Annotated in this window: 16 protein-coding genes and 3 pseudogenes; 5 read left to right on the top strand and 14 right to left on the bottom strand. The window is 31.7% G+C overall.

Annotated elements, in window-relative coordinates:
• Positions 1-10: 10 nt before the first annotated feature.
• Positions 11-562 (bottom strand): tyrosine-type recombinase/integrase, encoded by a 552-nt coding sequence (locus tag ABLV95_RS00900; RefSeq protein WP_427705332.1) that lies wholly within the window; start codon positions 560-562, stop codon positions 11-13.
• A gap of 148 nt (positions 563-710) precedes the next feature.
• Here ABLV95_RS00900 and ABLV95_RS00895 point away from each other — a divergent pair, with 148 nt between their 5' ends.
• Positions 711-917 carry a sigS mRNA-stabilizing protein SroA gene (locus ABLV95_RS00895; RefSeq protein ID WP_069815161.1) on the top strand — a complete coding sequence of 69 codons (207 nt, stop codon included), beginning with the start codon at positions 711-713 and terminating at the stop codon, positions 915-917.
• Between the two features lie 16 nt (positions 918-933).
• Positions 934-1152 (top strand): DUF2922 domain-containing protein, encoded by a 219-nt coding sequence (locus tag ABLV95_RS00890; RefSeq protein ID WP_069815340.1) that lies wholly within the window; start codon positions 934-936, stop codon positions 1150-1152.
• Between the two features lie 140 nt (positions 1153-1292).
• On the opposite strand, the gene ABLV95_RS00885 is transcribed toward ABLV95_RS00890, so the two are convergent.
• Positions 1293-1526, bottom strand: coding sequence for a hypothetical protein (locus tag ABLV95_RS00885; RefSeq protein ID WP_069815159.1), 234 nt, complete (start codon positions 1524-1526; stop codon positions 1293-1295).
• Between the two features lie 231 nt (positions 1527-1757).
• On the opposite strand from ABLV95_RS00885, the gene ABLV95_RS00880 reads away from it, so the two are divergent.
• The 3 genes from ABLV95_RS00880 to sarA all read left to right on the top strand — a co-directional run bounded on the left by ABLV95_RS00880 (position 1758) and on the right by sarA (position 4480).
• Positions 1758-2687: a DMT family transporter gene (locus ABLV95_RS00880; RefSeq protein WP_460876162.1), complete on the top strand. Its 930-nt coding sequence runs from the start codon at positions 1758-1760 to the stop codon at positions 2685-2687.
• 118 nt (positions 2688-2805) lie between these two features.
• Entirely contained in the window at positions 2806-3744 is a 939-nt protein-coding gene (locus ABLV95_RS00875) for an efflux RND transporter periplasmic adaptor subunit (RefSeq protein WP_427707556.1), read from the top strand.
• Positions 3745-4105: 361 nt separating this feature from the next.
• Entirely contained in the window at positions 4106-4480 is a 375-nt protein-coding gene (sarA, locus tag ABLV95_RS00870; protein WP_057512962.1) for a global transcriptional regulator SarA, read from the top strand.
• A 280-nt stretch (positions 4481-4760) separates the two neighbouring features.
• Here sarA and ABLV95_RS00865 read toward each other — a convergent pair.
• The 12 genes and pseudogenes from ABLV95_RS00865 to ABLV95_RS00810 form a co-directional block, all read right to left on the bottom strand.
• A pseudogene (locus ABLV95_RS00865) lies at positions 4761-5574 on the bottom strand (alpha/beta fold hydrolase).
• A gap of 207 nt (positions 5575-5781) precedes the next feature.
• A pseudogene (locus ABLV95_RS00860) lies at positions 5782-6493 on the bottom strand (hypothetical protein).
• A gap of 150 nt (positions 6494-6643) precedes the next feature.
• On the bottom strand, positions 6644-7150 hold the full coding sequence (locus tag ABLV95_RS00855) for an SA0570 family protein (protein ID WP_460872386.1): 507 nt from the start codon (positions 7148-7150) through the stop codon (positions 6644-6646).
• Between the two features lie 132 nt (positions 7151-7282).
• Positions 7283-8080, bottom strand: coding sequence for an alpha/beta fold hydrolase (locus ABLV95_RS00850; protein ID WP_427705339.1), 798 nt, complete (start codon positions 8078-8080; stop codon positions 7283-7285).
• Between the two features lie 3 nt (positions 8081-8083).
• On the bottom strand, positions 8084-8782 hold the full coding sequence (locus ABLV95_RS00845) for an HAD family hydrolase (RefSeq protein WP_069832626.1): 699 nt from the start codon (positions 8780-8782) through the stop codon (positions 8084-8086).
• 74 nt (positions 8783-8856) lie between these two features.
• The gene (locus ABLV95_RS00840) at positions 8857-9807 is read right to left on the bottom strand and encodes a FecCD family ABC transporter permease (protein WP_427705342.1); all 951 of its coding nucleotides are present in this window, start codon (positions 9805-9807) and stop codon (positions 8857-8859) included.
• 141 nt (positions 9808-9948) lie between these two features.
• Positions 9949-10833, bottom strand: a complete 885-nt coding sequence (locus tag ABLV95_RS00835) for an ABC transporter substrate-binding protein (RefSeq protein WP_069832624.1) — start codon at positions 10831-10833, stop codon at positions 9949-9951.
• A gap of 204 nt (positions 10834-11037) precedes the next feature.
• Positions 11038-11808, bottom strand: coding sequence for a MerR family transcriptional regulator (locus tag ABLV95_RS00830; protein WP_460876159.1), 771 nt, complete (start codon positions 11806-11808; stop codon positions 11038-11040).
• Positions 11809-11856: 48 nt separating this feature from the next.
• The gene (locus tag ABLV95_RS00825) at positions 11857-12504 is read right to left on the bottom strand and encodes an endonuclease III domain-containing protein (protein WP_427705347.1); all 648 of its coding nucleotides are present in this window, start codon (positions 12502-12504) and stop codon (positions 11857-11859) included.
• A gap of 165 nt (positions 12505-12669) precedes the next feature.
• Positions 12670-14338 (bottom strand): annotated as a pseudogene (argS, locus tag ABLV95_RS00820) (arginine--tRNA ligase).
• A complete protein-coding gene (locus tag ABLV95_RS00815) occupies positions 14338-14751 on the bottom strand; it encodes a YwiB family protein (protein WP_069832620.1) in 414 nt (137 codons plus the stop codon). Before ABLV95_RS00815 ends, argS begins: the two are co-directional and overlap by 1 nt.
• A gap of 289 nt (positions 14752-15040) precedes the next feature.
• Positions 15041-15553 (bottom strand): YwhD family protein, encoded by a 513-nt coding sequence (locus tag ABLV95_RS00810; RefSeq protein WP_460872381.1) that lies wholly within the window; start codon positions 15551-15553, stop codon positions 15041-15043.
• Positions 15554-15567: the final 14 nt, after the last annotated feature.

The following is a 15567-nucleotide window of genomic DNA, read 5'->3' as shown; positions in this document are numbered from 1 at the left end:
TAATTATATTTTATAAATTTAAAGCTATTGTTGTTTTAGTAGTCTTTGCAGAAATACCTATGAATTTCATCGTTTCAAAAGTTGTTTGATGACCTAAATATTTTTGAATAATAGAAATAGATATACCAGATTGATAAGCATGATAAGCAAATGTCTTTCTTAACGTCGTCAAACCAATATGTAGCATGCCTAACTCTTCAGCTGCAGCATGGATAATACGATATGCTTGTTGTCTTGATAGACCTTTTAAAGTTCTATTTGATTGAAATAATAGCTCATCATTTTTCAGATCTTCTTCAGTAATAAAGATCATTAATTCATTCCTCAACGTGTCGGGTAATCTAATATGAATATTGGGAGCGTGGTCCTCTAGCCAATACAGCTTAATATCATCGTGTTCGTCTTTGACGTCTGACACACAAAGATTTAGTAGTTCGGAAAGTTTAACGCCAGTATGTATTGCAAACTTGAATAATAAATAATCTCGTTTCGACTTATTACTTAATACATCAAACATAGACTTTATCTCTTTTATATCCCTTATAGGGTCCACTTGATTCATATATTCACCTCTTAACAAATTGAATGTTTCTTATTTAATGATATATGATATTTATGTCACATGGAAGTATTTAAACCGAATTTCTCAAAAAAATTTTGACCATTTTAACATGTTTATTCGATATATATAGTGAAAGGAGGTTAAGCAAATGAATCAAATTAAACAGCTTGCAGTCACATTATCCCGTGTTTTGTACGATCAAGATGGAAAAGCTTTAAAGTTCAAGCGTCATTTCGCAAATTTAAATACAGAATCAACACCCGAACAAATAAAAAGCTTCAAATCTATTATTGAACAAATTACTGGAGAGCACTTTGACACTATAGAAGTTATTAAAACTGAAATAATTAATTAAGGAGGAGAATGACATGATGTCCCAAACATTAGAACTTATTTTCAATGATGCTGTGAATAAAACTATCAAATTGCAACTACCTAAGATTGAACATCCAGTAAATGAAAGTACAGTTAAAGATGGCATGAATAAATTAATCACGCTTGATATTTTGAGACCCAAAACAGGCATCCCCACAAAAGTATTTGGTGCCCAATTAATAGATAAGACAACCAACGTTCTATTTGAAAATTAGTTGATTCTCAATATAAAGCTATTGAGTTAGATGATTAACTAAAAAAGGCTTGAAACAAACGTTTCAGGCCTTCCTTTTATGCAGAAAATTGACTGTTTATACAGCACATTAGTTAACCACAATATTATTCAATTATACCATTAATTTCTAAAGGGTCTCAATCTAACCTTATCACCAAAAAATATCTTTTTCTTACCTAACTTCTTGCATATTGCATATTTATCATACACTTCAACAATTTGAGCTAAATTTTTATAAGATCTTCTTGGATTCAACACTTCTATAAATTGATTTTTCTTAATGCCATCATTACTTCCTGCTCCAACAAAAAAAGTTTCCTCATCTGTTAGTCGAATTATGGAAAGCTGTTTCAATATAATTAGTCACTCACTTCTTCAAAAGCTATTATTATTATAAAGTTATTATTACTTCATAGTTGTTAATCTTATTTCCCAAAAACCATTAACATACGTATTCTATTATATTTTCTGTGTTGTGTACATCATAATAAACTAAAAAGCTCATATTCTTTTAAATAATTTAAACATAGGAAAAACATAACCTTTCCTATATAATGTAATTATCCTAATAGAAAGCGTGATTTAATGTTCCTTTTATATATTATTGGGATTATCGCAGGTATGGTTGTACCATTCCAAACTTCAATCAACTCTAGACTAAGCCTTTATACAAAGTCTTCATTCTATGCGTCAACAATCTCATTTGCTACAGGTACAATCTTTTTAATTTTAATCAATCTTATAACGAATCCTCATGTCTTTACTGCACAATTTTACAGCAACCAATCTTTTAGTTACATATGGTTTGTCGGTGGTATGCTTGGTGTCATTTTCCTAACTGGAAACTTACTCCTTTTACCTCGTTTAGGTGCATCCCTTACTGTAGTGCTTACTGTAGTTGGTCAAATCATTATGGGTGTAACAATCGACACATTTGGCTGGTTTGGAGCTGATAAAGAAGCCTTTACAGTATTTAAAGTACTGGGTATTATCTTTTTAATTTTCGGTATCATTCTGATGAATTACGTTCGTAGAAACCCAAAAGATAAAAATCAAAATAATTCAATTTATATTTGGTTAATCATTGGATTTATATTTGGTTTCTGTCCACCTATTCAAACTGCTATTAATAGCGCATTGGGTCAACAAATAAATTCCTCTGTAATGGCTTCACTGATTTCATTCACAGTAGGTACAATCGTATTATTTATTTTGACTTTAATTTTTAATAGAAGTCTTAAACTTACTACTTTCACACCTAAAGAAGGACGTCTTAAGCCTATTTACTTTATCGGTGGTATCTTAGGTGTGATATTTGTGACCACGAATATTATTTTAATGCCTCACCTTGGCGCCGCATTGACTACAATTATTGTTATGCTAGGTCAAATGTTAATGGGTATTATCATAGATCATTTCGGTTTGCTGGGTACATATAAAAATAAAATCACTAAGAGAAAAGTTTTCGGTATTATTGCCATAATGATTGGTATCATTTTATTGAGATTATTTTAAAAAATTGTTCTCTCGAGTCATTTACTTTTAACATTTAGTAAATGACTTCTTTTTTTATAACAAAATCCCTGCTTTTCGCTGTATAATCAAATCATCAATACATCAAGAGGTGACATCATTGAAGAAAATCATTGTTTTATTTACTCTGTTGATAATACTTTGTAGTATCGGCGCCCTAAGTTTTTACTATTTCAAAATTAAAATAGTCACAAGTAAACCAGAACATCCTATTGATACTTTGAAAATAACCTATAATAAACCCTATACCTTTATAGGAAAGCAAGAACCTGCGCAACGATTTCCAGTTCATTATGAACCCCATAAAGGTTATATTAACGATTGGTTCGTTAAGTCACATGACAAAATAGAAAAAAACCAACCTCTATTTGAATATTACAATCCACGTATTGAGCAACAAATTAATAGTAAGCAAAAATACCTTGCACAATTAAAACAAAACAATAAATCTTCCACTCCCCTGATACAATCAGAAGTATTACGCTTACAAAATCAAATCTCACAACTCCAAGAACGACTTCGTATTAAAGTTTATGCTCCGGCGACTGGCATCGTCCATATTAATAAATCATGGCCTAATCTAACTAAATCTCCTGTTATGCAAATTTATGATCCTACTACAATAATCAAAGCTGAAATTGATGAATTCCTTATTGATAAGCTTCATTTAAAAGACAAAGTTTCTATTAAAGACAATAATCAGCAAACATTTGACGGTGAAGTGACTTATATTTCTAAATTCCCAATAGATATAGACCCATCAACTAAAAATTCCAAATATTTAATTGAGATAAATTCAAATTCTAACGCTGTTTTAGGTAAGCATTTCAAAGTAGAAATATCTAATCACATCATTGAAATTCCCAAAACAGCAATACATGATAAGCAATTTGTTTTCATACAAAGAAATAAAAAATTTATAAAACGGGTTATTAAAACACAAAATTCGGGTAATAACAAAGATGTACTAATTCTTGAAGGTTTAAATCAAGGAGATGTCATAGCTAGAAATGCTGATACAGTGCTGTCCGAAAATTAGACGTACACGTTATAAAAAGTTATCATTTTAAAATCCATTGAGATTATTTAGCCTTTTTATCATATGAAGGTAAATTGAAAAACAGAAAAATAAATTTTGATTAGCGTATTGGTATTTAAAGAATTGAATTAATAATAGAAATCATTAACGTAACGCTTAAACATGTTTTTGTTTACTTTCTATTTTTATTTAGTTATAATAAACTAAATAATAGTGGTTTTAATATATTTCACTTAAATATAATCGAGCCACAAATTATGACAAACACTTTGTATTTAACTTTGAATTAAGACAAATAATCATACAAAAAAATTATTAATATGTATATTTGATTGGGCATTTAGAATAGGGAGGAATTAGGATGGCTATCACCAAAATCAATGATTGCTTTGAATTATTAGCTATGGTCACATATGCTGACAAACTAAAAGGTATTATCAAAAAAGAATTTTCAGTAAGTTTCGAGGAGTTCGCTGTATTAACATACATTAGCGAGCATGAAAGTGAAGAATATTATTTAAAAGATATCATCAATCACTTGAATTACAAACAACCACAAGTTGTTAAAGCTGTTAAAAACTTATCTCAAGAAGATTATTTTGATAAGAAACGTAACGAACAAGATGAAAGAACTGTATTAATCTTAGTTAACACTAAACAACGTAAAAAAATAAATGAATTATTAACTCGCGTTAATAATCGTATTAAAGAAGCTAACGACGAAAAAGAAGTTTAAGTTACTTTAAATTTCTACAATCAAACAAGTTTCTATAATATATTCAACTTATTTTTAAAGGGATTTTCCAATATATTGGAAAATCCCTTTTTATATGTACTTGCCTTTTGCATGTTACCAACACATCTTCAAAATCTTCATTCCTTACAAATAGTAAAAATACCGTTGATAAAGTCCTGAGACATATATCAACAGTATTTCATAAAGAAATAAAAGCATTGCAGTATCTATACTATATAAAATAACAACGCGTATTTTAAAACGACTTTGCAAGAAGCATTTATACTAAATCATTCTTTTGATATTTCAAAGTGCTAATAAAATCTAAATACACTTCTACAAAATGCTCGGGTTCTTCAATATGCGGCGCATGACCGGATTGGTTAAATTCTAAAATAGTTAAAGTTTGAAACGCATGATCGTATCTATTCGTTGATTCCCCCATAAATAAAGGATCATATTTCCCATTAACTAGCAAAGTTGGTACATTAACATGTTTAATCTCAATATCTTTATTAAAAACTGGAAATCCCATTAAAGCTCTTGTCGCAACAAGCACTATCTTCGGCTGATTGTCTACTATAAATGAGCTGGTTTTGAAACCATTTTTTCGCTTTTTCCTGGTCTTTATACATATACGGTAATAGTAGAATAAGTGCTTCAGATTTATCAAAGCCTTCTATTTCGTCTTGATGTTCTATCATTAATTTATTTAACCCGTGTACACTATCTATCAGATTAGATGCAATTAAAGTTAATGATGCAACCATTGATTCATATTTATTAGTAAAATTTTTAGCTATTAAGCCACCCATATCATGTCCAATTAAATGTGCTACTTCAACATCTAATTTTTTCATTAATATTTTTAAATCTTCAACATGATCTTCTAAATTAAAGGAGTTCGGCTTGGAAGATTTACCATGCCCTCTCACATCATAAACAATAACATCAAATTTATTTTTCAATGCATCTTTCAAGTTATATAAAGAAGCCATATTGCTATCTAGTCCATGTATTAATATAACAGGAAAACCTTGACCCTCACGGATATATGCTATCTCGTTGTTACAACTTGTTTCGATTTTTATCATTATGGGCCACCTCCCTTTACAGAAGTAATATACCCTTATTTCATGTTTATTACGCTATTATTTTTGTTTTTGTCAGAATATATCGTTTATTAATTTATTATTTTTTTCTGTGCCAACTAACAAAAAACTCCCTTCAAGTTAACGAAGGATTTCAGTTAACGTCTTGAAGAGAGCTCTAAAAATATATTCACATATACTATTTTCACTTTAATTTCTAGATGAAATACGAATTGTGTAATAAATAATAACAATTAATAGCAAGAACCAAATAACGATGGATCCAATTTGAGCAATTTCAGGACTGCTAATCATAGCGTCTATTGTTTTTTGACAAAGTAGTAAACCAATACCAGTAAATTCTAATCTTCTAAAATAAAGACCTGCAATACTAAATATAATACCTACAAAAAAGACGGCTTGATGCCCATATACTGTCACTGCTACGATGCCTAAATTCATATTAAACGCGTGTGCAATAATGAGAATAAAGGACACTCCTGCCACTACTAATCCTATTATTCTTTCGACTTTATTACTATAAAGATAATTTTTCCAATCAATACGCAAATATATAAAAATCGAAATTGGTAAGATAATTAAACAATAAAAGATAGACAATCCTGTTGCTCGCTTGGAATGGCACAAATTGTTTATCATATAAATACGATAACAATATAAAATTAAGTATAAAAAACACAATAGGATTCAATTGTAATGTAAATAAATTACGTTGTATCGTCAAAATCACTTCAGCAGGTGATTTTTTTCTATATTCAATATAATCTTCATCTTTTTCTTCAGATTTCTGAAAATCTTTTTTCAATTTCACTTTAATATCATCTATTAAATTTGGAGAAAGACCTTTATGAGTGAAATAATCATTAATGTTTTCCACTAGTACTTTGTCGTTAACTCTCATGACAAGCTCCTTTAATAATATTTGAACTATAACTATTATAATTTAATTTATAATCTCATACTTACACTTATTTTAACAATAAAATAACCGACAAGTATATAGTTTCACACTTGCCGGTCAAATTATTCTTTTAAATGCTACAAGTAATACTTATTCACCAATATCTATACGATAAAGTTTGATGTTTTTATCACTTGGAGATGACGAACTGAATTGATATGAAGCTTCATCATCTTGCACATAACCAAAATTACCAGTTACGTTATTATAATGCTCACGTGCGACCGCATCTTTGCTGACTTCATTTTTAACTTCATCATAAGTTGGGCCATCAGTATCATTATAACTCATAGAAACACGAGTAATTTCGCCTTCATTTTTCTTACCGTCAGTAGTTACAATAAGTACACCATTCTCTTTTTTAAATTCATAATAATGTTCATTGTCATCAGGTCGATGAGAATAGACTGGTGTATTGTTATTTTTCAATACACTTTGAATAGACTCGCCTAGTGTTGCACCTTCTAATGTTGTATCTCCTTCTTGCAATGCCTTAACATTTTGGATAGAGTTACCTGAAGCCGCATCCACACTACCTGCACCAATTCCAGAAAACGCTAACCCTGAAACTAAAACTGCCGCAAATATTTTTTTCATAAGCACTCTCTCCTTCTATTTATAAGTTATTTTGTGCTCATCAACAGTGTACTATAAATATTACGTAATTAACAGGGATGTTACAAAAAGATTACATATTCATATCATTTCGTAATATAAATACAGGCTATACTATATTTTTGTTTTTTCATTTGTTTTAATAAAATCTCTTACAACGTCCAGGAATTTTTCTTTTTGTTCTATAAACGGATATAAACCTGATTTTTCGAACACTTCAAACGAAACATCTCCAATATAGTCGCCCACTTCTTTAGCTTCTACAACGGTTGTTCTTTCGCCATGCTGTCCGGCGATAATTAAAGTTGGTAAATGAATTTTTCCTAAATAATGCATAATATGATTATTGTTAAATGATTCCTTCACTGCCTGTAATTCAGCGTTCGTAGCAATTGCATTGGTATCGTCTACTTGTTTTAAAACTTTTTTAGCTGCGCGTTTTGAATAATATAAATGCTTGTCAAAAAACTTTTGTTGCGCTTCTTGTTCCCAATTACGTACTGTATCCGAATATTTGCGATACAAACGTTCTTCAGGTGTTATTTCGTTAAGTAGCGTTGGATTCACTAATGTCAGTGTCGTTGTCATCTCTGGATATTGAGCAACAAATGAGGCAGCAACTGAGCCGCCTAACTCATGACCAATTACTGCACATTCTGGAATATATAAATAATCTAATAACGCTTTAATATCTTCTGCATATGTTTTAAATTCAATATCATTTGGTTTATCTGAATAACCATGACCTCTTAAATCAATAAGCACAACTTGATGCGTTTTATTGAAAGCATTTTCAATCTCCTTGTATATAGATAAATTATCTAAGGCAGTGTGTATCATAACAATAGCATTGCCCTCACCACTTGTTCTGTAATTCAAAGCGACGCCATCTTTTGTTGTAAATAAATTCATTGATTATCTTCCTTTCTTCGCTATAGATAATATTGTTAATAATTCTTCAGTGCTCCTAATTGTAAAATCTATTTCTTCTGGTAATGGTTCTACTTCAACCTCATCATCTTCCTTAAACCAAACGCTGATCATTCCCATCGCTCTCGCGGGTGCAACATCATTCAATGGATCATCACCCACATACATCGTTTCTTCTGGTTTTGTCCCTAGTTGGGATAACATATCTTCAAATATCTTAGGATGTGGTTTACGGTAGCCTACTGTTTCAGATGTAGACAAATAATTAATCGCATCTTCTACACCTAAAGTATGCATTCGGAATTGTTTGATTTTCGACTTTCCATTTGCGATTACACCCGTGAGATAGCCATTACTTGTTAGCTTTTCAAGTGTATAAAGTGTGTCATAATAAGGAAATACATAACGATAAAAGTGCATTTCAAAATCATTAAATAGGTCTTTCCATGTTAAGCGATCAACGTGAAAATCTTTAATAATTGCTTTGTATAATTCTGGTTTATCATGATCTTCATCATCATCTAATTCTATAAATTTTTTCTTGAAATCTGCAAGTTGTATACGTACTAAATAGTCATGAAATCTTTCATACTGTTCTTCAATAAATTTTTCGCGAGATTTTTTTCGATCTAACAGTGTACCTTCTAAATCAAAGACGACCGCTTTTACTTGTGTTAAGTCCATCATCATTACCTCTTTAATTCAAACTTTTACTTTAATTCATGCTTAGCGACATATATTCATCTATTTATACTTCACTATTCATACATACGTGGTTGTGTAATCATGATATAGAATAATACTGGAATACCCAGTAAAGCCAGTATAATACTTGCAGGTACTTGGAATGGTTCTAAAACAACACTGCCCAACCAATCTGAAAGCACCATAATTGTACCACCAATAATCATATTAAGTATCATTTGTTGTCCTAAATCATAATGTCCACTGTGTCGCCGTACAAGTTGGGGTATAACCATACCAATAAAGCCAATAACACCAACATAAGCAACGATTACTGCAGTTGAAATTGAAGCAATCAACAGCACGCTATATGTCATACTTTGAACATTTAAACCTAATGATTTGGCCCGTAAATCGCCAAGTTGTAATATTTTAATTTTAGAAATCATGCTTAATAAAATAATAACACCAATGAGTAACACTGTGCCAATGTATACCACTTCGTTATATTCAGCTGAAGAGAATCCACCAAACATATAATTGACAATATTATTCATTTTATTTTGATTAAATATAATGAGTATATATAGAAAGGCGTTAAATAAAGCACCTATCATAATACCTGATAATATCAATGTTCTAATCGGATAACCTCTCGACATCGCCATCGTTAGAGCAAGGACTAAAACCAATGTAATAATACTAAATGCAACTGAAAAGATCGGTAACCATATAAATGACATGCCTAAGACGACAGCCAAGCCTGACCCAAATGTTGCACCACTCGCTAATCCTAATGTGAAACTATCCGCTAATGGATTATTCAATAATGTTTGAAACATATGGCCAGCAAGTGTCAAGCCAATACCCGCAAGCAAAGCTTGTAGTGTTCTTGGTATTCTAACTTGAAAGAGAATCGTTTGAGTCAATGCGTCACTGATGTCACCAATACTCCATAATAAACTTAGCAATATGCTAGCAATGAGTACTGTTAGCCATATTATGATTGATTTATAGTACTTCATTTTTTTGCCACGCTTTCAATGAAATCTTTCAATTATTACAATACCATCTGTTTAGGCTTAACACTACACCTCTCCAAATAAACAACTGGAATTTCATAAGTACAAGATTGTACGACTATATGGATAATGCGCGGATACCTATTATTTGTAAATGGCTTCTTTCAAAGCTTTTAGTCCATCATCAATACGTGGCCCTGGACGTGAAATTTGATCGCCATTCACAGCTTCAACATGATTGTGTTGCACTGCTTTTATGTCACTGAATCCGCCACGATGGTTCAACGCTTTTTGGTATTCGGCTTTAGAGATACCCATTGTCGAAATCATAACATCTGGATTTTTCTTAATAATTGCTTCTTTACTTACTTTTTGCCAACCCTCTAAATTCGAAAAACTATTCGTTGCGTTTAATTGGTTCAACATATCATCAAAAAATGTGTGTTTACCTGCTGTATATATTTCTGGTTCGGAAGAGACTTCCATAAACACCTTTTGTGGTTTAGCATCTTTCGGTACTGATGCTTTCACTTCTTTAATATTTTGTTTTGTCTCTTTAATGAGCGCATTAGCCTCATCCTCTTTACCAGTCACCTTACCAATTTGATTAAAGGTATTATACATTTCGGTAAGTGATTGTGCATCTTTCACATAGACTACTTTAACGCCACTATCTTTAAGCGTATTTAATATGTCACCACTTGTTGTTTTCTGTGATTCATGCGCTAAAATTAAATCTGGTTTTGCTTTTAATAAGGATTCTTTATTTAATTTCATTGCATCAAACTGTTGCTTATCTTTAACTTCTTTCGGATAGTCATCCACAGTCGAGACACCCACGATATTATTTCCTAATCCTAATTCATACAATATCTCAGTATTACTCGGCATCAATGATATAATTCTGTCGTAAGAACGTTTGTCCGAATTCTGTGCTTTCTCTTTAGATTGCTCTTCGTTTGTCCCACAAGCTGCTAATAAAAATACTAAAACAATAAAAAGATAAAAAATTTTATAAGGTCTTTTCACGTCGTAATCTCCTAGTTCATACTTTTCTTTATCATATCAAAATTTAGCTCAATTTTAATTATCAATGCTAATTTTTTTCTATAAATTCACATTTGAGTGTAAAACCAATAAAATGGTTGAGGCTGAGACATGTATTTATGTCCCAGCCTCGTCTAGTTAAGCATTTGTGTCATATGTTATAAACAAATTCAACGGCATACAAATTTAATTTGAATTATCTTCTTTATTAACAAATATACGCATTGTTTGAATCAAATAGTGATGGAAATCATCGTTACGATTTTTGTTAATATTTTTTATAAATCGTTCATCTTGCTCATACGTAAGTGCCATATATTCAATAAATTGGTTATCACAATTAGTCACTTGCATCGATAAAATACGTTTAAATGCTTCTATATTGTCAGTTGCTTGATTAGGTGTGATGCCCTCATTTTGCAACTGGTTCATTTTATCAAAAAAACCTTCAAGTTGTGTTTTAATTTTGTCATTATTCGATTGTTGCTGATGTTTATGCTTTCGAGCGTTACTTTGTTCAAATGCTTTATAATAATTAGAATCTTTATATTTGTTGTATGCTTCACGCTCATACTGACTGGTTAAATCAAATCCACTGAAGTCTTCTATATCTAGCGCTTCATGACTATGATTTTTAAAATGTTCATCTAATTTCTCCAAAATACGATTGAATTGATTACGTTTATCTAAAACAATTTCATAACGTGTACCGAGTATTTTATTCTTTTCATTGATAGTGCCTTCAAAATATTGTTTTATTTCTTCTAATGTTAATTCTAGCGCTCTTAAAAATAAAATATGCTGCAGTTTCGTTAGATTTTCCATGTTATATGACCTATAGCCTTGCTCATAAACTTGATTGGGTATTAACAGACCTATTTCATGGTAGTAATGCAATGTGCGCGTACTTACACCAGTAATATGTGCGATGTCTTTCGGACTAAATTGTTGTTTCAATTATCTCGCCTCCTATAACGCAGTATGTAGTATTACGTTACGTGAAGGTCAACCACTTGTTTCATTTTCAAAATAAGCATCTAAAAATGTATATTTTGAGTTTATTTTACCGTTAAAATAATTTTTGCCAAAATTATCTAGCAATGCGTGGAATTCGTTAGCATCTTGATTTGAAAAGTCATCTGGTAATTTAATATGTCGCTTTAATTGTTCGTAGCTGTCAGTTTGCGTATATCCTAATTTTCGATATAGTCTTCTAGAATAACTGTCTGCTATAAACTCAACACCTCCAAAGATATATACGATGAGTACATCAGCTGTCTCACTACCAATACCTTTAATTTCTAACAACGTCTTTCTCAAGTCTTGTTTATAACGATGATTAATCTCCTGATAATCAAAATCGTGGTGATCCAACCAAGTTAATAAAGAGAGTATGGTTTGTGCCTTGTTTTTATAAAACCCACTCGACCTAATTAATACTTGTAACGCTTCTAACTTTAAATTCAAGATGTGCTGTGGTTCTAGATGTGTTGCTTGCTTTAAAGATTCAATTGCATATGCTGCATTTCGCCAATTCGTATTCTGAACGAGAATCGCGCCCAACATAACTTCTATTTTTGATTCTGCAGGCCACCAACCCTGAGGACCCATATGCTCATATAATAGTTGATATAACGTTTTTGTATCCAACATCATATATCCACCTCTCTTCAATTTTAAGTTTTGTAATTGCTCGTAGTTCATTTATAAAAAAAGAGCGAGCAACGATTTGTTATTGGATGAGTTGTTACACTATCTGATCCATACAAATCTATTACTCACTCTCGTTAATCAAATCTTATCACTTTAGACTTTTACTTACATAGATTCTGGTGCATTAACACCGACTAAATCTAATGCATTATGCATTGTGATTTTGACTGCATTAATAAGTGCGATTAACGCTGTTGTCTTTTCAACATCATCTGTTAATACTTTTTCCGCATTATAGAATTTATGGAAGTGAGAAGCTAACTCTTGAATATAATTCGTAATTCTATGAGGTGCTCTTTGAACTGCTGAGCTTTCAATCATTGTTTCGAATTCGGCTACTTTTTTCAATAAATCGATTGCTTTTGCATTTGTGATATATGAATAATCCGCTTCTTTTGAAGGTTTAATGCCTCTTTCTTCAGCTTGTTTCAAAATCGAACAAATACGTGCATGTGCATACTGTGCATAATACACTGGATTGTCTTGAGATTCTTGTTTCGCAAGTTCCATATCAAAGTCAAAATGTGTATCCGGACTACGCATTGTTAAGAAATAACGCGCAAGCATCTACGCCAACTTCATCCATAATTTCACGTAACGTAATTGCATTACCTGTACGTTTACTCATTTTCACTTCTTGTCCATCTTGCATTAATCGAACCATTTGCATAATTTGGATTTCAAGGCGGTCATTTTCTACACCGAATGTTTCTAACGATGCTTTCAAACGGTTGATATAACCGTGATGGTCAGCGCCAAATAAGTTGATTAATACATCGTTGCCACGTTCAATTTTATCAAAATGATAAGCGATATCTGGCAAGAAGTACGTGTAGTTGCCGTCTTTCTTGATTAATACTCTATCTTTATCATCTTTGAAATCAGTCGTACGTAACCACGTTGCACCATCTTGTTCATACGTATAACCAAGTTCTGTCATTTTATCTAAAACTTTTTTAATTTCGCCTTTTTCGTATAAAGATGTTTCACTAAACCAACTGTCAAAGTGCGTATTGAAATCAGACAGGTCTGTTCTTAATTTTTCCATTTCATAATCGACACCGAGTTGTCTGAATGTTTTTATACGTTCGTCCTCTGAAAGGTCTTTTAACTCAGGTTGTTTATCAGCTAAATCTTTACCGATATTAATGATATCCTTGCCGTGGTATCCACCTTCTGGCATTTCAAAAGAATCATCACCAAGCGCTTCAAAATAACGTGCTTCAATGGAGCGCGCCAAATTCGTAATCTGATTACCAGCATCGTTGATATAGTATTCTCTTGTTACTTGATAGCCTGCTGCTTCTAAGATATTTGACAATGTATCTCCAACTGCTGCATTACGCGCATGTCCAATATGTAGATCACCTGTTGGATTTGCAGAAACATACTCTACTAAGATACTTTTACCATTAGCTTCTTCAGTATGGCCAAATTTGTCACCTTTATCCATTGCTTCAGAAATGATTGCAGTTAAGTACGAATTGTCTAAATAAAAATTAATAAATCCAGGTCCTGCGATAGCTACTTTTTCTACTTTAGCTTTTGTTGTATCTAAATTATCTACAATAGCTTGTGCGATTTCACGTGGATTACGTTTTGCTATTTTTGTTAAGACCATTGCAATATTTGTTGAATAGTCACCGTTACTTTTATCTTTAGGAATTTCTATTTTGATTTCTGGAATTTCAGTTGTATCAGCAAGTTGTGCTTGTTGAATACTGTTTTTAATTTCTTCAACCAACGTTTGTTTGACTTGATCAATTATGTTCATTATGGTGTCTCCTTATAAGTAATTTCATATTGATAAGATCCCATTTTCTCTTCATCTTGAATTAAATCATAATGTACTTTCAATTTGCCACCATCAGGCGTAACAAAATGTAAAATGGAATGTGTGCGTACTGTTAGTGGGATGCGTCCGCCACTAATTTCATATAAAGTAATCGTATCTTCACCTTCAACGAAATGAAGAATCATTTTAATTTCACCGTTGCGAATGATTTTGACACCTGACTCCTCAATTTTCACCGTCACATTTACAGTAACATCATTAATTTCTTCTTGATATCGGATAAATTCAGCATTGCGTTTTTGCCAAGATCCTTGTGTCTTTTGCGAAAATTTCTCTTTATTATCAAATTGTTTAACAATTTGTTTCGTCTGGATATTAACATTGTTTTCCAATGTGCGTTTCACCCTAATCTTTAAAATAATACAAACAATTATAGCATACTTGAAATAAGCAATACAGTTGCGAAAACAATTTTCAAAACGTTAATTTCATACTAACTGAAAATATAAAATTTCTTTTCACATGCCGAAGTCAGCAGTAATATAAAAATAGCTGATTAGATTTTACATGCAACACTTACAATTCAGTTGCTTTTACATAATAAAAACAGCCAGAATTCAAACAATTCGGCTGTCTACTTTATCTAAAACCAAAATGTCTTAGATGTTACTTACATTAAATTTACTTAGTGTCTAATGCGTCATGCAAAGCTTGTTCAGAATTATTCCACATCTCAATGTCATGTGCTTTCAGAAAATCTTTTAAAACTTGTTTGTTTTCTTCACCGATGTGTTCAATTTCTATTTGACGTTTCATAGATTTATCCATCATGTTGACATGTTCAGGCATGCTTTTATATCCTCTACGAATACTTTTGTTCACCATTAAATAACAGCCTGTAACACCTGCATAGTAGGGACCGTTTTCGCCTCGTTCAGTCGTAACCCGACACAACCAATACTCTTTAGCATCTTCACCTTCAACGACTTCTTTTTCTTTTATCCACTTAACACCTTTTTCGACACTTGCGCGCGCATGCATACCACCAATATCAATAAAGGCTTCCTTATTTTGAACATCGATAAAGACAGGCGCTACGTTATCTAAACTGATTGAACCGATATTCGTACCTTTATGTCCATCTAGTGGGTCATTCTTAATGATGTTAAATTTAAAACCTTTGCTTTCAGCCACTAGCAAACACCTCC

The organism is Staphylococcus sp. Mo2-1 (assembly GCF_046721385.1).
Lineage (GTDB): Bacteria > Bacillota > Bacilli > Staphylococcales > Staphylococcaceae > Staphylococcus > Staphylococcus equorum_A.
Note: the sequence above shows the minus strand (reverse complement) of the source record. Positions and strands in the feature narration are given on the sequence as shown.